Origin of the sequence: Actinomadura sp., assembly GCF_044508335.1 — a bacterium.
Taxonomy (GTDB): domain Bacteria; phylum Actinomycetota; class Actinomycetes; order Streptosporangiales; family Streptosporangiaceae; genus Spirillospora.
Map to the genome: position 1 here is coordinate 1 of NZ_JBIQHY010000081.1, position 18,138 is coordinate 18,138.

Genomic DNA, 18,138 nt, shown 5'->3' on the forward strand with positions numbered 1-18,138 from the left:
GCTAGCTCCTCCGGACGGACAGCGTCCCTTCGTGGGCGAGGGTGCGTTCGGCGAGCAGGATGCGGGGCTCTTCCACGGCAGGGAATGCGAGCAGGTCCGGGTCGCCGGGATGTGGCGGCAGAGCCGGCTCTCCGTGCTTCACGGCGGAGCCGGCGTCGGCAAGACCTCACTGTTGTGCGCCGGCGTCATCTCGCAGATGAGGGCCGAGGACGCCCATGTGCTGCCCGTGGCGAGCGTCGCGCACCGGCCGGCCTTCCCCGTGGCGGCGCTGTCGGAGCACAACGCCTTCCGGCTCGCCGTGCTCTCCTCGTGGTACCCCCGCGCATCACCGGTCACCATCTCCGAATTGACGGTGGGCGCCTTCCTGCGGAGGCATCGGCAGAGCGACCGGTCCGGTCGCAGGCTTCCGGTGCTCGGAGCCATCGACGGGGCGGAGGCGCTGCTGCGCACGTCCGGACGGCACGAAGACCAGCGCCTCCGCTTCCTGGAGGAGCTCGCGGCGGCCATGAAGGAGATACCCGACCTGCATCTGCTGCTCGTCGTGCGTGAGGACGCGGTCGGCGAGGCCGTGGAGCTTGCGGGCTTGCTCGGCCATGCGCAGCCCGAGCTCTGTTCCCTCGAGCAGTTCGGCCCGGAGGCGGCGCGTGCGGCCGTCACGGAACCGCTCAAGCGTGCCCGGGGTTCCGGAGAGGCCGTCGCGCACGCGCTGGTGCGGGAACTCCGGACGGTACGGATGGCGAGCCGTGTCCAGCGAACGGCGCGGCTGAGCCCCGCGCTGCTGCAACTGGTGTGCGCGCACCTCTGGGAGGACCTGCCCGGCGACGCCGATATCCCGGCGGAGCGCCTGCGTGCGGAGGTCAACCGTGTGCTGGCGGATTTCTGCGCGCACACCCTCACGATGATCGCCGCCGATCACAGCGTCCCGGCCTCTACCGTGCTCTCGTGGTTTCGTTCCGCGTTCGGCGGGCCGCAGGGACGTGCCGGCATTCCGGAGCACCGCCTGTGCGAGGACGTGCCCAGGGCGGTCGTCGACGCGGCTCAGGACTACCACCTCATCCGCGCCAGGCTCCGCGGCGAGGAGCGGTGCTTCGAATTGCAGCATCCCAGGCTGATCGAGCCGATCCGCGACCTCGGCGAGGCAGCGGTCCCCATCCACCGGCCGCGGCCCTCGGTGCGCCTGCGGCAGGCCCGGCTGGCGCTGTCCGCCGGTGATCTCGAACTCGCGCGGCGGCACGCCGAGGCGGTCACCAGGGCCTGCGGCGAGGGCGAGCTCCGGCTGCTCGCCGACGCGCTGACGTTCCTCGGCGACGTCGCCTGCGAGCGAGAGGACGCCGAGGCGGCTCTCGGGCACTACCGCGAGGCGGCGACCATCCTGGAGGCCGTCCCGGACAACGCCGCGGTCGGCTGGCGCCTGGCCGGAATCGGCCGCGTCCTGCTGGCGAGCGACCCGAGTGCGGCGGTGCGGTACCTGCAGGCCGCGGTGAGCAGGCTCCCGCAGGAACTGTCGGTCCAGACCGCCCTCGGGAAGGCGCTGCTGGACTGCGGGCGGATGCGCGCGGCCCGTGCGGTGTTCGAGGACGTCCTCGGCCGTGACAGCAGGAACCGCGAGGCGCTCAGCGCCAAGCGCGCCATGACCGGGATCGGTTGATCCGTTGTGGTGAACCGCCGAACAGCGGATTTCGTAGGTCACTCACGACGGGGACACGCCGCCGCAGGCGACCGCGTCCCGCTACTGGCCAGTCACCTATCGCAATGGGCGCAGAACAATCGAAGGCCCAGGCGATCGTACCGAAGGCCGCCATTCTGGGGCCTTCTTCCTGAAGAAAACATGGCTATCCCGAGAAGATGATATAAGTCTCGGCTAGATAGCATGATATCGAGGCGCATGTTGTCTGGTTTGGACCCTTTTCAGGTATATGGGGTCCGGTGTCTGTTTGATGACCATAGGAGCGCCGGATTTGCGCGCGCTAGGGAGTGCAATCGGTGCCCACTGCTCCATCGACCCTCCACATCGGACCTGACCGCCCGCCCCGGCGGTCATTGTGGAAGGTGCTGGTGCGGCGCCGGGATTTTGCTATTATTTCCGGCGCATCGGCGGTCTCGCAGCTCGGCTCGATGACCGTGGCGGCCGCCGGTCCGCTGCTCGCCCTCTCCCTCACCGGATCCCCGGTCGTGGCGGGATGCGTCACCGCCGCGAGTGCGTTGCCGGAACTCCTGCTCCAGGTGCCGGCGGGGCTGCTGGTCGACAGGTTCGACCGCCGCCGGGTGATGTGGTGGAGCCAGACGGTGCGGGTGGTCTTCGCGGTCGTCACCTGCCTGTCCCTGGCGTGGTGCGACTGGGCCGCCATTCTGATCATCATGGCGTTGGTCGACGCCTCCTGCATGGTCTTCTACGAAGTGGCCGAGATCGCCACCGTTCCGAACCTCGTGCCGGCGAGGTCGCTGAAGGCCGCGATCGGAAGCAATGAGGCCAAGCTCAACGCGTCGATGGTCCTCGGCCGCCCCTTAGGCGGCGCGTTGCTCGCGGTCAGCGCGCTGGCCCCCTGGGTCGTGGCGGCGTGCACCTCGCTGTTCCCGATCTTCGGCCTGCTGTTCACCGGGCCGCCGAGACGACGAAGACTCCGCGCGCTCGTGGCAGCCGCGTACCACCGCCTGCGCGGGGCGCGGGTCGCGGGCCGCGACTTTCCGCCCGGTGCTCCGGCCTCCCCGGCCGGAGCGGAGCAGCCGCCGGCTGAAGACGCGGGAGCCGCCGACTCCGAGGCGCATGTGCCGATGTTCAGAGACATACTCGGCCAGGTCGTCCACGATCGCTTCTCCCGCGCGGTGCTGGCGGTCTGCGTCCTGGCGAACTTCCTTTTTCAAGTCGTCGTGCTCCTACAGATCTTTTTGGCCGAACGCCAGGGTATGCCCAGCTACCTGGTCGGCTTGATGCTTTCTTGCTCGGGCCTCGGAGGCGTCGCCGGTGCGGCCCTGTCGCCCAGGCTGCTTCGCGATAAAAGACCCTCCGTCAGGTCGATATTCTTTTGCGCACTCATCTGGATTCCCCTGGCCGCGGTGGCCACCCTTCCGCAGAATCCGGTGCTGGGATTGGTGATGTGGGGATTGGGCAGTGTGGTCGGCGTTTACATCAACGTGGCGCTCAGGGCTCACCAGGCCGAGTTCTTTCCCAACGGGCAGTTCGGCAGGGTCATCGGCATCACTCGTTTCCTGAGTGTCGGCGCGGTGGCGCTGGGGGCCTTCAGCGGTGGCTGGATCATCCGCTTGCTCGACGTCCATGGAACCGCGCTCTTCGTCAGCGGGATGTTCGGCGCGATCCCCGTGGTGCTCATCGTCCTCCACTTCCAGGTTCTGCCGGACTTCCTCGGACGGTGCGCGACGGTCGCCTGGTCCCCCAGGGACGCGGACCCTGCGCCGCTCGCGGACGCGGAGAGCCGGGGCGGTGCTCTGGTGAACTCATCGGCGCCGGCCGGGCATCGCTGACCGGCTTCGGCAGCGGGGTGGCCGCCCGCGGGCGGGCCGCGAGATGCTGTCGGAAGTGTGTCTCAGGACGCAGTGCGCGACGGTTCGTGCGTCGTAGTGTGTCGCTCGGTTCGTGAGGCCACTGAGCGGTCGGCAGGCGACCATCCGTCGTATGCGCGGCGGGGCGGAGGCGGAGCGTTTGATCACGTCGCTGAACGTTGAGGATCAGCATCGGCTCGTCGAGGCGATCCTGCGCGTCGACGCGATGAGCGTCCAGCGGGAGCGGGCCGTCCACGTGGAGGCGCTGGAGCGCGACCTTGGGCACCGCCTGCCCTATGTGCACCACGACAAGGAAATGCTCGACGTGTGGGCGCTGGTCAACGCCCTGCTCACGTATCCGGGAGCGGCGCACGCCCTCGTGCGGATCCTGAAGACCTTCTACCCCAACAGCCTGCCGGTGCGGGCGCTCGGCGACCTCGTCGCCGAGCTGCTTCCGGAGCCTTGGCTCGACCGGGTCGAGCGGCGCGAACTCCACGAGCTGATCACATCCTTGGAACGGACGGAGCCGGGCCTCTCGCATCTCGGCAGGTTCCCGGTGTTCTACCGGCGGGTGATCGGGCCCGCCTGGCCGCGGCTCGACCGGGACATGCGCGACCTCCATGAGGTCGTCGCCCTCCTGGAGGAGATGCCCGCGGGTCGCGACGGCGTCCCGCCGCTGCTGCTGTTCGTGAGCGATCTCGCCGAGTCCGCGGGGTATCCGACCGCGCCGGCGTTCCGGGACTGGGTGCGCCGGCAGGTGGCGGCGCAGGGTCTCAACGGTGCGGTCCTCCAGCGAGGCCGGACGCCCGAGTTGATGCGGGCCGAACCCGAGCCGTCAGAGAACTACTTGATCATCGAGTGCATGCCGGACGCGCTGGAGGAAGATCGGTATCTCGTCACCGCGTGGCTCCAGGTGGGCCGCGAGCCCGGCAGCACGCTTGAGTGCGGGGATGAGGCGCTGCCGCTCAGCCGAATACCGGAGTTATTGGAGCGGCTGCTCACCTCGGAGAGCTCCGTGGTCGGCCGGCCCAGCCCCGATCTGACGATCGAGTTCCTGCTGCCCCGCGCTCTGCTGGACCATCCGGTCGAGCAGTTCAAGATCAATATCGCCGGGTTGGAGCATCGCATCGGCATCCGTTACCCCGTGGTCGTGCGCAGCCTCGACCGGATGCGCTTCGCCGAGCTCCACCACGACTGGCGGCACAAGTGGGGCTGGCTGTGCGGGCACTCGGACGACGCGCCGGTCTGCCTGCTGACCCGTCCCGGCGAATACGACAAAGAGGAGCTGTTCTCCAGGCTGTCCGGGGCGTCCGCGGCCGTCCTCGCGCTGGCCTTCCCGCCATGGGCCCGAGCGGAGGACGAGCCGGACGAGCACTGGGTGGGCCTGGTCGCCGGCATCCCCGTCGTCGCGTGGTGCCGGGACGGCCGCGACCCCGCCCAGTTCGCCAGGGAGGTCAAGGGTCTGCTGGCGGCGGACGTGATGAAGCTGCCGCGGCGGACGATGGAACTTCGCCGGCAGGCGCTGTCGGGCGGCCCCGACGGCTCCGGCCCCGGCCATCTCGGACTGAATCTGACCCTCGTGTTCGACGACGCCGACCGCATTCCCGAGCCGTACGTGCGGCTCCGCCCACCCGCCTAGCACCATCCCTCCGGAAGGCGCCCATGACGACAGAACCAGAGACCGGTGGCCTCAATGGCGACTGGCGCATCTACCGGGGCGACAGCAGCCCGCACGACCGGGTGCGGCAACTCCCGCCGCCCCCACCGTGGCGCCGGTTCAGCTCCGTGGACTCCGGTGACGGGCGCCTGCAGAGGCAATTGCAGCAGGCGATCTCCTACCGGCCGGACGAGTCTGTCGTCGACAGGGTCAACGCGGCGATTCTGCTGAGACGGCCGCTGTTGGTGATGGGCAAGCCGGGATCGGGCAAATCCACCCTGGCCTACAACGTCGCCTACGAACTGGGGCTCGGCTCAGTCCTGTACTGGTCGATCACGAGCAACACGACGCTGCAGGACGGGCTCTACGACTACGACGCCATCGGCCGGCTGCACGAGACCAGCCTGCACGGCGCGGGCGGCCGGGCGGAGCCGGCGGAGCCGCCCGACATCGGGCGCTACATCCGGCTCGGCCCGCTCGGCACGGCGCTGCTGCCCGGCGACCTGCCCCGCGTTCTCCTCATCGACGAGCTGGACAAGAGCAACATCGACTTGCCGAACGACCTGCTGAACGTCTTCGAAGAGGGCCGGTTCGACATCGTGGAGCTGCAGCGGCTGCCCGAGGAGCAGTCGCGCATCCACGTGATGACCCACGACGGCGGCCCGCGCGTGCCGATCGACCGCGGCGAGGTGCGGTGCGAGAACTTCCCCATCGTCATCATCACCAGCAACGGGGAGCGTGAGTTCCCGCCCGCGTTCCTGCGCCGGTGCGTCCGGCTGGTGATCGAGCCGCCGGACCGGGACAGGCTCGCCGAGATCATCGAGGCGCATCTCGGCCCGGACGCCCGCTCCGTGAGCGACGAGCTGATCGAGCAGTTCCTCGCCCGCCGCGCCGACGGAGCCCTCGCCACCGACCAGCTCCTCAACGCCGTCTACCTCGCGACGTCCGGGAGCAGGCCGCCCGAGACGAAGCTGCAGGAGATCCTCGAAACCGTGCTCCGGCCCATCGAGAGGCCCGGCGCGGGATGATCGGGCGGCTCGTCGAGGCCCTCCAGGCGCTCGACCCGCAGCCCACGGCGGAGGAGGTCGCGGACGCGCTCTGGCTCGCCGACTGGTTCCGGACGCACGAGGGCCCGACACACTCGGCGGCGGGCGGCTCCCGGGAACCGGCCGAGGGCGGGTCTCCCGGTCCAGCACCGCCGCCGGCCCCGCCGCCGGAGTCCTCGCCTGCGCCGGAACGCGACCCGGCGCCGCCGCGGACGGTGGAGGCGGGCATCTACCTGACCGGGCAGAACGTCCCGGCCACCGCGTTTCCCGTCCGCATGCCCGCCATGCCGGCCATCTCGCGGCCTTTGTCGCTCGTCCGCGCGCTTCGCCCGCTGCGGACGACGGTGCCGTCGGTGACGCGCAGGCACCTGAACGAGACCGCGACCGCGCAGCGCATCGCCGAGACCGGGGTGCTGGAAACCGTCATGGTGCCGGCGCAGGAGCGACGGTACGAATTGGCCCTCGTCGCGGATGTCGGCCCGTCGATGGTCGTGTGGCGGCAGACGGTCGATGAGCTGGAACTGCTGCTGCAGCAGCTCGGCGCGTTCCGCGACGTGCGGACGTGGTACCTGGACACGGATACCCGACGGCTGTCCCTCCGCACCGGCTCGGCGTCCGGCGTCGGCGCCGAGCGCGATCCTGACGAGCTGATCGACCCGACGCGCCGGCGCCTCGTCCTGGTCGTCAGCGACTGCATCGGCGCGGCCTGGCAGGACGGCCGGGCCGCCGCGCTGCTCGACCGGTGGGGCCGCGCCGGCACCGTCGCGATCGTCCAGCCGCTGCCGCAGCGGCTGTGGTGGCGGACCGCCGCCGCGATCGAGCCCGTGCGGTTCGGCGCGTCCGGTCCGGCGGCGGCCAACGAACGGCTCACGGTGACGCGGGCGGCGATGCGGCTTCCCGACGACCGCCCGCTGGGCATCGCGATTCCGGTTGTCGAGCTGAGCGACCGCTGGCTGCGGTCGTGGGCGGGCATGGTCGCCCGCGGCGGCCGGAACGTCATGGGGGCCGCGCTGTTCACCGGCCGCCCGGCGGTGTCTCCGCCGCCCGCCGAAACGGACGCGCTCTCCGCCGAAATGCGGGTCAAGCAGTTCCGGGCATCGTCGTCGCCGGCGGCGTTCAAGCTCGCGACCTTCCTCGCGGCCGCACCGTTGCGGCTGCCCGTCATGCGCCTGGTCCAGCAGGCGATGCTTCCCACCTCGGCTTCGGCCGACCTGGCCGAGGTGTTCCTGAGCGGTCTGCTGCGGATGGTCGAACGCCCGTCCGACGGGCGCGCGGAGGAGATCGCCTACGAATTCCATGACGGCGTCCGGGAAATCCTGCTGCAGGGCCTGCGCCGCCGCGAGGTGTTTCAGGTGCTGCGCGCGGTGTGGGATGTCGTCCGCGACCGGCTCGGCTCATCGCTGGACTTCCCCGCCTTCCTCGCCGCGGCGCGGCGAGGAGAGGCGCAGCTGCCGCCCGACCTGCCGTTCGCGCAGGTGGCGGCGCAGGCACTGGCGGGGCTCGGCGGGCCGTACCGGCAGATGGCGAAACAGCTCACGAGCGGTGCCGCCTCCGTCCCCGACACGGTTGCCGGCGAAGACTTCGACGGTGCCGACGCCGTGCTCCCATCCTCCGTGGCGCCGACTGCGGAGCCCGCGCCGGTACCGCGCAGGTGGCTGCCGGGCCGCAATCCCGACTTCATCGGACGCGACCGGCTGCTCACCGAGCTTCGGACGGCCTTGCAGGGCGGCATGGCCGCGCTCTTGCCGCATTCGGAGTTCGGCATGGGCGGAGAGGGCAAGTCCAACCTCGCGCTGGAGTACGCCTACCGCCATGCCGACGACTATGACCTGGTGTGGTGGATTCCGGCCGAGCAGGAGACGTCGGCACGCGCGGCGCTGGCGCAGTTGGCCCGCGAGCTCGGCCTGCCGATGAGCGACGACATCAAGGAGGTCGTCGACGGCGTCCTGCGTGCGCTGCGCGCCGGGCGGCCCTATGGCCGCTGGCTGCTGATCTACGACAACGCACAGGACCCGGATCAGCTCGTCCCGCTGACTCCGCAGGCGCTCGACGGACCGGGGCGGGACCTCGGGCCGCACCGCCACGTCCTGGTGACCTCGCGCGACCGCGGTTGGGAGCGCCACGCGTCCGCGGTGGACGTGGGGGTCTTCGAACGGCCGGAGAGCATCGCCCTGCTCCGGCGCGTGGTGCCGCGCCTGTCGGAGACCGAGGCCGACATGCTCTCGGAGCGCGTGGGCGATCTTCCTTTGGCGGTCCACCAGGCCGCGGCATGGCAGGCCGTCACCGACGGGACCGTCGAGGACTATCTGCGACTCTTCGACCGGCGTCTGACCGACATCGCCTCGGCGGACTCGTCCGGTGACGATTTCCCGGAATCGCTGGCGGCGGGTGTGAGCCTGAACCTCGATCTGCTTCAGGACGAGGACCCTGTCGCCTGGGCGCTGCTGGAGCTGTGGGCCGTCTTCGGTCCCGAGCCGGTGTCCTGCAGGCTGCTGGGGGCGGGTGCGTCGGCCGCGCTCCCCGCCCAACTCGCGGAACTGCTGGCCGATGAGACAGGGCTGCGGGAAACGATGCGCGCGATCGCCCGGTTCTCTCTCGCCCGCTTCGATGGGGAGGCGGAGACGCTCCAGATCCACCGCCTCGTCCGCGCCATCCTCAACGACCGTCTCGGCGAGGACGGGCGCCATCGGGTCCAGGCACATGTGCACGCGATCCTCGCCGCCGCCACTCCTGCAGGGGAGCCGGAGGAGGAGTCGACCTGGGAACTCAGATCCGAGATCACCCCCCACGTCGTCCCATCCGGGGTATTCGACGCTGACGGTTCCGACATCCGGGATGTCGGCGTCGACCAGGCGAAGTACCTGTACCAGTCCGGGGATTTCGAGGGCAGCCGGAGGCTGGCGGAGATCGCACTGGACCGCTGGCTGGAACGGTATGGACCCGACGACGACGCGGTCCTGGACATTTCACGTGTACTGGCGAACGCATTGCGGGGCCTGGGCGACAGCAGATCGGCAGCCAAGCTCAGCGAGGAGAATCTCACGCGGACGCGCACGAAGTTCGGCGTCGATCACCTTCAGGCCCTTTTTGCGGCGGCGGGATTCAGTGCCGACCTGCGCTTCCTCGGCGACTTCCGCCGGGCCTACGAGGTCGATATGGACGCCTGGCGCCGCATGCGCCAACTGCGCGGGAGGGGTTCGGCCGATGCGCGGCTGGCTGCTGCCAATCTTGCGGTCGACCTGCGCATCTTGGGTAGGTTCCAGGAGGCCTACGACATCGACATGGAGGTCTGGCGAAGCCCGGAGCAGTCCTACCGGCAGCGGTTCCGCGCCACTCATCACCTCGCCCGAGATCTGCACGCGCTGGGCCAGTACGACCGGGCCTACGATCTGCAGGCCGAGAGCCTGGCCAATCTACGGCCCGTCCTCGGTCCCGGGCATTCGCTCGTTCTGCAGGCGAAGATGAGCCACGCCGGCACCTTGCGGAAGCTGGGACGCATGGAAGAGGCGCATCGCCTGGCCACCGAAACGTTCGCCGCGCATGTCCGCCGGTTCGGCGAATACCATCCGAATACGCTGGCCAGCAAGGTCAGCCTGGCACTCGCCACCAGCGCGCTCGGGCGGCCCGGCGAGGCCCTGCCCCTCATCGACGACGCGCTGGACTGCTATCGCCAGGTGATGGGGGATGGTCATCCCTTCGTACACGTCTGTGCGATCAACAGGGCGGTCGTACTGCGGCGGCTGGCAGACGCCTACGCGGCGCAGGAGTCCGACCAGGCCGCGCTCTCCGCCCTCGAAGCCGGGGTCCTCGGACCGGACCACTACTACGCGCTGTGCGCCGCTGTGGGGCTGGCCCACGACTACTACCTGCTCGGCGAGATGGAGGCAGCGGTCCGGCTTCTCACCGAGGCGCGGGTCAAGATGATCGGCTTGCTCGGCGAGCGGCATCCCTACTCGCTCGCCGTCACTCTCAATCTGGGACGTGTGCGCACTGCCATGGAAGACGATGCGCCCGACACGGCCCAGGCCCTGGCCTCGCTGGCGCGCATGCTCGGCCGGGAGCATCCGGAGGTGCTCGCCGTCGAACGGGGCGAGATGCTGGAATGCGACATCGAGCCCACGGCCCTTTAGGGATCGGTGGTCCGGACGGATCAGTTGCTTCTCGTGGGCTGAGCGCGGGCAAGATCGCGCTGGAGGGTCCGTCCGATGTGTTCGATCAGTTTCATCAGGTCCGGGCAGTACACGGACGGGTTGAGATAGCCGCTGCCCTCCCGGTAGCGGTGCGCGTACGCGCCGCCGCCGCAGATGTCACGCACCCCGCACGTCTCGCAGGTGGGCGCCAGCGCCGCTCGGCCGATCTGCCGCGCGACCACACCCGGATGCCACAGCGCCTCGTCGAAGCTGTGGTCGAAGACGTTGAGACCTGTCTCGGGCGCCCCCGCGTAAGAGGTCTTCAGCGAATCGACCTGCTGGAGCGTCCCGTCAGTGTCGACGACGAGCATCGCCACCGGCGACAGCCCGACGTTCTCGCTCTGGCTCTGCCCACCGAGCAGGACATTCATGATCTCCTCGAACATCCGTACGCCGGTTTCCTTGCGCGGAGTGTGGTACCAGCGGTCGAACACCGTGATGAGCCACTCGGCGTAGGGTGTGCCGCCTCCCTCCACAGGGCGCCGGGGCGGCGGGGCGCTCCAGGTTCCGTGAGGGAGCAGGAAGTCGATGCGGGGCGGACCGGTTTCCAAAAGTGCTTCGTACGTTCGGATCGGATCATTGTCGAGGTCCACCGTGCAGAGGAGCCCTCGGTACAGCCGCCGGTGCGAGCCCGCGAGCCGGTTCAGCCCGCGCATGACGCCGGAGTGGCTGCCACGCCCGTTGGCGCGGAGCCTGTGCCGGTCGTGGCCGTCGCGGTCGCCGTCGAGGCTGACCGATACGCCCACATCGTGCTCGTCGAGCATCGCCAGCATCGCGTCGGTGAGCAGCACCCCGTTCGTCTGAATGCTCACCTCGACGTCGCACGGCGGCGGCATTGCGGCGCGGAACTGTTCAACGGCGCCGGCAATGGCGGCCTCTCCGGCCAGCAGCGGCTCGCCTCCGTGAAGGACGATCGAAACGTCTTCGAGCAAATGGTCGCTGACATGCTCCGCGACCCTTGCGGTCGTCGCGGCCAGGACCTCGGGGGCCATCGCGGTCGGCCGCGTACGCCACGTCTGGTCCGCGCTCTCGTAGACGTAGCAATAGTCGCAGGCGAGATTGCAGCGGCCGTGGATCTTGAGAACGAACTCCGCGAACGGCATGGGTTGCCATCCACCGGCTTTGAGTGCGGGAACGTCGAGGCCCTGTAGGGGCCATTCGGCAGGTTCAGGCTCGGGCATCAGACGAGGTTGTCGAACCCGGCCAGGACGCGGCGCGGGTTGCTGAGCTCCTCGTAGGCGCGCCGGAGGGCGGAGGTCAGGACCGTCCCTGTGGAGCGCTCGAGGATGTCCAGCTCGCGGTTGGGGAGTGGGGTCTGGCTGGGGGACGCGAAGTCGATGGATTCTGCTGCGCTGTGGTGCGTGGCCGGCATGGTCATCTCCCTTTCTCGTTCAGCGATCGGAGAATGCGTCGCCGTTCCTCTGACGGCTGACGCGCACCTCCTGGGATGACGCGCCGATCATAAGGACGCGGGGCCACGCATGCTGATCCGTCGAAAACGCGCCGTTGTTCTGCTTCTGCCCTACCGGGGCCATTGTCCTCGGTTGGTCGCGGCTGCGCTTATGAAGCGGCCTTCCGGCGGATCTGGAGTCCTTCGCGGTCGACCGTCATCTTGTTGTCGAAGACCGCTCGGATCGGCCGCGGGATGGTGCGCTCTGCGACGGCGCGGTTTACGGCGAGACTCGGCACCGATTCGTCGTCCAGTTCCGCGGAGGCGAGGTCGTGGAGGGTCGGCGGGGTCCAGTCGAAGGAAGCTGCGGGATCGCTGGACTCTGATGTGCTGCCATGAGTGTCCGGCACGGCCGTCTTCCCCTCTTATCCCGTATAGCGGAAATGCGTCGCGCTCCCTCGTCGGGTCAGGGGCATCAGCCTAGTCGCGACGCGACGATCATACGGATCCATGGTCCGCGCGCACGTCGATCCGCGGAAGACGCGCCGCCGATTTTTTCGCTGCGTCCCGCCGGGCCGTTGTCCTTGGTCGGCCGAAGCTGGATTTCGTTGTCGATCCGGTCCAGGAGGTGCTGCTCCTGGCGGACAAGTCTCAGGTAGGGAGCCCTGGCGGTTCTCACGGACGGGGCGGAGGCCCGCAGGTCGCGCGGGGTGCGGGAAGGGGCGCGGTGGTGGGGTTGGGCCGTGGAAGCGGGACGGAATGTGATGGTTGACGCATTTTCCTTGCCGGGGTCGGTTGAGGGTTGCAGAGTGGGATCGGCGGCGAGCGGCGGTGAGGTGCCTGTGATGGAGGCCATGCGCCCGGGGCGGGGGAGATGGCGGCCGGAGGGAACGTGCTCGTTCCTCGTCTGCGACATCGCCGGGTTCAGTGACGCCTCGCGCGGCGATCCGGTGCGGGTCCGGGTGCGGAAGTCGATGTACGAGGGGCTCGACCGGAGCCTGGCGGGGGCCGGACTGCGGCTGGACGACTGCTATCACGAGGACCGCGGGGACGGGGTGATGGTCGTCATGCCGCCGGACGTGAAGACGGAGCTGCTGCTCACGGCGGTGGTCGGCCGGCTGCGGGCGGAGGTGCGGCATCACAACGAGGCGGCGAGCGAGGCCGCGCGGATGCGGCTGCGGGTGGCGGTCAACGTCGGTGAGGCCGAGGCGGACGGGCGGGGGATCGTCAGCACGGCGCTGACGCACGCGTTCCGGCTGCTGGACGCGGCGCCGCTGAAGGAGGCGGTCGCCGCGGCCGAGACCGGGATCGCGCTGATCGTGTCGCGGCGGGTGTACGAGGATGTGGTGCGGCACGGGCGGGGGCTCGTCGATCCGGGCGACTACTACCAGGTCCAGGTGAAGGTGAAGGAGACCTGCGACGACGCCTGGATCATGGTGCCCGGGGCGCGGCCCGGCCGGGTTCCCGCGGTGCCCGAGGAGAAGGAGCCCGCGGCGGAGGGGTGCGAGGCGTATCCGGCGGACGTGCCGGTGGCCGAGCTGTTCCGGGTCGTGGACGGCCTGCTGGAGATCCCCCGGCTGCGGGCCGAGCGGGGGCGGGACCAGCTGGTGGCGGCGCTGTCGCTGGAGATCGCCGGGGCGGTTCCGCGGTCGGCGGAGGCGCGCGCCGACCTGTACGCCATCGTCCGGACGTGCCTGGACTACGCGGGCGGCCTGCAGCAGTTGCTTCAGGCCGTGCAGGGGTTCGTGGGCGAGTCGATGGCGGTGCGGAGGGTGAAGCAGACGATCGCCCGGTCGCTGCTGTCGCCCCGGGACGACGCCTGGTCGTGATCAGGGCTTGGTGATCGTGGCCATGGCGCGGTCGGGTTCCCAGTGCGCTCGCAGGGAGGTGATCCGGCCGTCCTCGTCGACCTTGTAGATGAGGACGCAGTCGATGGTCATGGTGGAGCCGTCGGCCATGGTGGTCGTGATCGTGGCGACGTTGGCGCAGCAGTCGCCGTTGGCGAACGAGTCGGCGATCGTGAAGCGGAAGCCGGCGATCGTGGAGATGAAGTCGTCCCAGAAGGCGGTGATGCCGTCGATGCCTCGGTGGCCGTTGCCCGAAGGGTCCAGGAAGGACGGGCCCACGGGGTCTTCGATGAGGGCGTCGGGGGCGAAGAGGTCCAGCCAGTCCTGCTTGCGGCCCTCGGCGACGGCGGTCATGGACGCGCGGGCGGCGCGGCGGGCCGGGTGGCCGGTGTCGGGCGCGTGCCACGAAATAACGTCTGAAACGTGTTCTTGTTTCACGGGTTCACCTTCGCGATGACGGTCTCGGCGAAGCGTTCGAGGTGCTCGATCTTCTTGGCCAGGGGCTGCGTGTCGGGGCCCTTGGCGTAGGGCATCCGGAACCCGACGATCACGTCGGTGACGCCCTTGTCGGCCAGGCGCTTGACGCCGTCGGGCGTGTAGGCGTCCATCGAGATCACGTGGATCTCGAAGGGGGCGCCGGCCTTCCCCTCCTGCTTGCGGATGTCGTCCAGCCTGCCCAGGAGGGCGTCCAGGTCGTCGCCGCCGGCGTGCATCCAGCCGTCCCCGCGGACGACGGCGCGGCGCAGCGCCGGCTCGCTGTGCCCGCCGACCAGGATCGGGAAGGGGCGCGCGGGCGCCATCTTGATCGCCGGGATGTCGAAGTGCTCGCCGTGGAACTCGAAGTACTCGCCGGTGCTGAGGCCGCGCAGGATGTCGATCGCCTCGTCCATCCGCTTGCCGCGCCGCTCCCACGGGACGCCCATCACCTGGAAGTCCTCCTGCCACGGGCTGAGGCCGACGCCCAGGCCGAGCCTGCCGCCGGTCATGCAGGCGATGGACGTGGCCTGCTTCGCGACCAGCACGGGCGGCCGGATGGGGAGCTTGAGGACGAACGGCGTGAAGCGCAGCGTCGTGGTCACCGCGCCGAGGGCCGCGATGAGGGTGAACGTCTCGATGAAGGGCTTGTCCTCCAGGAAGTCCCTCTTGCCGTCCGCGGTGTAGGGGTAGGTCGAGTCGGACTCCTTCGGATACACGAGCGAGTCGGCGATCGACATGCTCGTGTAGCCCGCGGCCTCGGCCGCCTTGGCCAGCGGCACGTAGAACGACGGGTCGGTCATGGCCTCGGCGTAGGTGAACCTCATGCCCAGATACTAGAACCCGTTCTAGTTCTGTGCCAGGGGCGGCGGCCGCCTTGCCGGGGGTTCGCCGCGGGTGGTTCGGTGGGGGCATGGGGAGGATCGCGATTGTGACCGGCGGGACGTCCGGGATCGGGAAGGAGGTCGCGCGGGGGCTGGCGCGAGCCGGGTACCTGGTCGGGATCGTCTGCCGGAACGAGCTGCGCGCGGCCGCGACGGTGGAGGAGCTGGCGCGGGACGTCCCGGGCGCGCGGGTCGAGACCTTCATCGCCGACCTCTCGGTGCAGATGGACGTCCGGCGGGTGGCGGCGTCGCTGGAGGAGCGGTTCGACCATCTGGACGTGCTCGTCGGCAATGCCGGGGTGCACCTGCTGCGCGCCAAGGTCAGCGCGGACGGCCACGACCGCATGATCGCGACGAACCACCTGGGGCCGTTCCTGCTGACGAACCTGCTGCTGGGGCTGCTGGAGAAGGGCGCGCCGTCGCGGGTCGTGATCGTCGCGTCGGAGGCGCACCGGCGGGCCGGCCGGTTCGACGTGGAGCGGCTGGCGGAGCCGGGGTCCTACGGGCCGCTGGAGTCGATGCGGGTCTACGGGCGGTCCAAGCTGCTCAACATCCTGTTCGCGCAGGAGCTCGCGCGGCGGATGGAGGGCAGCGGGGTGACGGTCGACGCCGTCTGCCCCGGGGCCGTCGCGACGGGGCTGTTCAGGGACGTGCCCGGCGGCGGGCGGATCGGCTCGCTGCTGTCGCGCACCCCGCTCATGCGGACGCCGGCGCAGGGCGCGCGGCCGGTGCTGCGGCTCGCGCTGGACGAGCGGCACGAGGGACGCACCGGCGGCTTCCACAGCTCGACGCCGGGCGCCGGGCTGCTGCCGGTCGCGGGCGCGCTGAAGGACCCGGAACTGCGGCGGGCGGTCTGGGATCGGTCCGCCCGTCTCGTGGGGCTGCCCGTATAGGGTCTGGGTGCGTGAACCCACCGCACCCCCGGAACGCGCCGCCGGTGCCTGCGAAACCGTCCGCGCTCAAGGATCTGTTCTCCGGCGCCGGCTATCTGGCGCGCGGCATCGGATGGACGGCGCGGCACCCGGCGCAGTGGCTGTTCGGGCTGATCCCCGCGCTGATCGTGCTGGCCGTGTACGCGGCGGCGCTGGTCTTCCTGGCGTTCCAGATCGACGATCTCGCCGCGTGGACGACGGGCTTCGCCGACGGCTGGGCGGACGCGGCCCGCACGTCCGCCCGGGTCGTCGCGGGCGTCGCGATCTACGGATCCGCCCTGTTCCTGGCGATGATCACGTTCACCGCGGTGACGCTGCTGGTCGGCGACCCCTTCTACGAGGCCATCGCGGTCCGGGTGGAGGAGTCGCGGGGCGGCGCGCCGCCGGAGCCGGACGTCCCGCTGCTCGTCCAGCTCGGGCGGGCGATCAAGGACACGCTGGTCATCGGGGCGATCGCGCTGGCGTTCGCGGTCGTGTTCTTCGCGTGCGGGTTCCTGCCCGTGGTGGGGCAGACGGTCGTCCCGGTGGTCGCGGCGCTCGTGTCCGGCTACTTCCTCGCGGGTGAGCTGACCTCGATCGCGCTGGAGCGGCGCGGCGTCCTCCGCAAGGAGCGGTTCGCGCGGATGAGGGCCGACCGGCCGCTCGTCGTGGGATTCGGCGCGACGACTTTTGTGGTGTTCCTCATTCCGCTGGGCGCGGTGCTCGCGATGCCGGGGGCGGTGGCCGGGGCCACGCTGCTGGCCAGGGAGCGCCTGGCGGACGACCCGCTGGTCACAGCGGGTGACGGTGGAGTGGCGAGCCATCACTGAGGTGATGTGAAGATGTGTCCCGAGCGTGATTGCGGGCGGAATGCCCACTCCTGATCTTCGCGTAACGTGTGCCGCATGTCCGATCAGGGGGAGCGCGGTGTGCGCTGGACCGACATGAACGAGAGCGAACCGCGGGACGGGTTCCGGCAGGGGCCCGGCACCGGTGATTCGACCGGTCCGCAGGTGGTCTTCCCCGAGCCCGAGTCTCCCGAGGTGCCCATGCCCGCGCCGACCGATCCCGCCGACACCGGCGAGGACGCAGGGTCGCACGACGTCTGGGGCAGGGTCGAGCAGCCCCAGGCCCAGCCCCAGTCCCAGTCCCAGTCTCCGGCCTCGTCCCAGGAGTCCGGCGACCGCGACGCCGACGACGTCAAGGTCGCGCCCGTCTCCGGGGACGAGCCCGTCCCCGAGGGCGCGTACGCCCCGGAGGGGGCGCCGGCCTCCGAGGAGGACGCGCCCCAGTGGGAGGGGTCGCTGTTCGACGAGGGGGCGGGCGACTCCAACTACGTCCCGGCCGTCCCGACCGGGTCGGGGCAGCCCGCGAAGCCGGGCAAGCCGAGCAGCGGCAACTGGCAGATGCCCGAGTGGATGGCGAACGAGGAGTCCGCCGACGCCAAGCTCGGTGGTTCGCCGAACCCGTCCCGGGACGTGCTGGACGACTCGGGCGGCCGGTCCCGGCTGATCCTCTTCGGCGGCGTCGGGCTGCTGCTCGTCGCGCTGATCGCGGCCGGCGCCGTCTACCTCACCAGGGGCGGCGGCGACGACGAGCCCGCGGAGCCGGCCGGCAACGCCGACAAGCGGTCGGCGGCCGAGCAGTCCGAGGAGGCGCAGCCGCAGCTGCCGCCGGACAAGCCGCTCGCCAGGTTCGCCGGCACGCCGAGCCGGATGCTCGGCATGGTGAAGGACGCCCACTCCGGCCTCGCCTACCCGCGGCTCGCGGCGCCCTGGCAGGTGCCCACGAAGAAGAACAAGCTGGGCACGTCGGGATGGTCCGGGCAGCAGATCCTGGTGACGGAGCGGCACGGGCAGCAGATCTGGTACGGCCAGCTGCTCACCGGCACGCTGCACCCGGGCCTGATGGGCGCCTACCAGGGCCCGGAGAGCGTGAAGAACACCGCCGCCCTGGTCGCGCAGAGCTACGAGGCGCAGTACTACGCGTTCCCGCACAAGACGGCGCCGCTGGCGTCGCAGGCGCTGACCGTCGGCGGGCGCAAGGGCTGGCTGATCGCCTCCTACCTGACCTACCGGCGGGACGGGATCCGGGCGACCGGCGAGATCGTCGCCACCGCGGTGGTCGACACCGGCCGCGAGGCCCCGGCCGTGGTGTTCGCGTCGATGCCGAACACGCACAAGAAGCGCTGGCCGGACCTCAACGAGTTCTTCACCCACTTGAAGATCGCGTCCTGACAAA

14 protein-coding genes are annotated in these 18,138 nt (G+C 70.3%); 9 read left to right on the top strand and 5 right to left on the bottom strand.

Annotated features, from left to right (window positions below):
- Positions 1–31 precede the first annotated feature (31 nt).
- The 5 genes from ACIWVC_RS23940 to fxsT all read left to right on the top strand — a co-directional run bounded on the left by ACIWVC_RS23940 (position 32) and on the right by fxsT (position 10,331).
- Positions 32–1,648 (top strand): tetratricopeptide repeat protein, encoded by a 1,617-nt coding sequence (locus ACIWVC_RS23940; protein WP_396454596.1) that lies wholly within the window; start codon positions 32–34, stop codon positions 1,646–1,648.
- Positions 1,649–2,049: 401 nt separating this feature from the next.
- Positions 2,050–3,480, top strand: a complete 1,431-nt coding sequence (locus ACIWVC_RS23945; protein WP_396454597.1) for an MFS transporter — start codon at positions 2,050–2,052, stop codon at positions 3,478–3,480.
- A 151-nt stretch (positions 3,481–3,631) separates the two neighbouring features.
- The gene (locus ACIWVC_RS23950; RefSeq protein WP_396449817.1) at positions 3,632–5,137 is read left to right on the top strand and encodes a hypothetical protein; all 1,506 of its coding nucleotides are present in this window, start codon (positions 3,632–3,634) and stop codon (positions 5,135–5,137) included.
- A gap of 23 nt (positions 5,138–5,160) precedes the next feature.
- Positions 5,161–6,183: an AAA family ATPase gene (locus ACIWVC_RS23955; protein ID WP_396449816.1), complete on the top strand. Its 1,023-nt coding sequence runs from the start codon at positions 5,161–5,163 to the stop codon at positions 6,181–6,183.
- Positions 6,180–10,331 carry an FxSxx-COOH system tetratricopeptide repeat protein gene (gene fxsT / locus ACIWVC_RS23960; RefSeq protein WP_396454598.1) on the top strand — a complete coding sequence of 1,384 codons (4,152 nt, stop codon included), beginning with the start codon at positions 6,180–6,182 and terminating at the stop codon, positions 10,329–10,331. Before ACIWVC_RS23955 ends, fxsT begins: the two co-directional genes overlap by 4 nt.
- Before the next feature lie 20 nt (positions 10,332–10,351).
- On the opposite strand, the gene ACIWVC_RS23965 is transcribed toward fxsT, so the two are convergent.
- The 3 genes from ACIWVC_RS23965 to ACIWVC_RS23975 all read right to left on the bottom strand — a co-directional run bounded on the left by ACIWVC_RS23965 (position 10,352) and on the right by ACIWVC_RS23975 (position 12,191).
- On the bottom strand, positions 10,352–11,572 hold the full coding sequence (locus ACIWVC_RS23965) for an FxsB family cyclophane-forming radical SAM/SPASM peptide maturase (RefSeq protein WP_396454599.1): 1,221 nt from the start codon (positions 11,570–11,572) through the stop codon (positions 10,352–10,354).
- Positions 11,572–11,763 carry a hypothetical protein gene (locus ACIWVC_RS23970; RefSeq protein ID WP_396449813.1) on the bottom strand — a complete coding sequence of 64 codons (192 nt, stop codon included), beginning with the start codon at positions 11,761–11,763 and terminating at the stop codon, positions 11,572–11,574. The genes ACIWVC_RS23965 and ACIWVC_RS23970 overlap by 1 nt, the downstream gene beginning before the upstream one ends.
- A gap of 188 nt (positions 11,764–11,951) precedes the next feature.
- Positions 11,952–12,191 carry a hypothetical protein gene (locus tag ACIWVC_RS23975; protein ID WP_396449812.1) on the bottom strand — a complete coding sequence of 80 codons (240 nt, stop codon included), beginning with the start codon at positions 12,189–12,191 and terminating at the stop codon, positions 11,952–11,954.
- Positions 12,192–12,626: 435 nt separating this feature from the next.
- Here ACIWVC_RS23975 and ACIWVC_RS23980 point away from each other — a divergent pair, with 435 nt between their 5' ends.
- Entirely contained in the window at positions 12,627–13,610 is a 984-nt protein-coding gene (locus ACIWVC_RS23980; RefSeq protein ID WP_396449811.1) for a hypothetical protein, read from the top strand.
- On the opposite strand, the gene ACIWVC_RS23985 is transcribed toward ACIWVC_RS23980, so the two are convergent.
- Positions 13,611–13,982 (bottom strand): nuclear transport factor 2 family protein, encoded by a 372-nt coding sequence (locus ACIWVC_RS23985; RefSeq protein ID WP_396454600.1) that lies wholly within the window; start codon positions 13,980–13,982, stop codon positions 13,611–13,613.
- Between the two features lie 80 nt (positions 13,983–14,062).
- Positions 14,063–14,929 carry a TIGR03619 family F420-dependent LLM class oxidoreductase gene (locus ACIWVC_RS23990; RefSeq protein ID WP_396449809.1) on the bottom strand — a complete coding sequence of 289 codons (867 nt, stop codon included), beginning with the start codon at positions 14,927–14,929 and terminating at the stop codon, positions 14,063–14,065.
- Positions 14,930–15,015: 86 nt separating this feature from the next.
- Here ACIWVC_RS23990 and ACIWVC_RS23995 point away from each other — a divergent pair, with 86 nt between their 5' ends.
- The 3 genes from ACIWVC_RS23995 to ACIWVC_RS24005 all read left to right on the top strand — a co-directional run bounded on the left by ACIWVC_RS23995 (position 15,016) and on the right by ACIWVC_RS24005 (position 18,134).
- Positions 15,016–15,879 (top strand): SDR family NAD(P)-dependent oxidoreductase, encoded by an 864-nt coding sequence (locus ACIWVC_RS23995; RefSeq protein ID WP_396449808.1) that lies wholly within the window; start codon positions 15,016–15,018, stop codon positions 15,877–15,879.
- A gap of 11 nt (positions 15,880–15,890) precedes the next feature.
- A complete protein-coding gene (locus ACIWVC_RS24000) occupies positions 15,891–16,727 on the top strand; it encodes an EI24 domain-containing protein (protein ID WP_396449807.1) in 837 nt (278 codons plus the stop codon).
- Between the two features lie 75 nt (positions 16,728–16,802).
- Complete coding sequence (locus ACIWVC_RS24005) at positions 16,803–18,134, top strand: hypothetical protein (protein WP_396449806.1); 1,332 nt, start codon at positions 16,803–16,805, stop codon at positions 18,132–18,134.
- Positions 18,135–18,138: the final 4 nt, after the last annotated feature.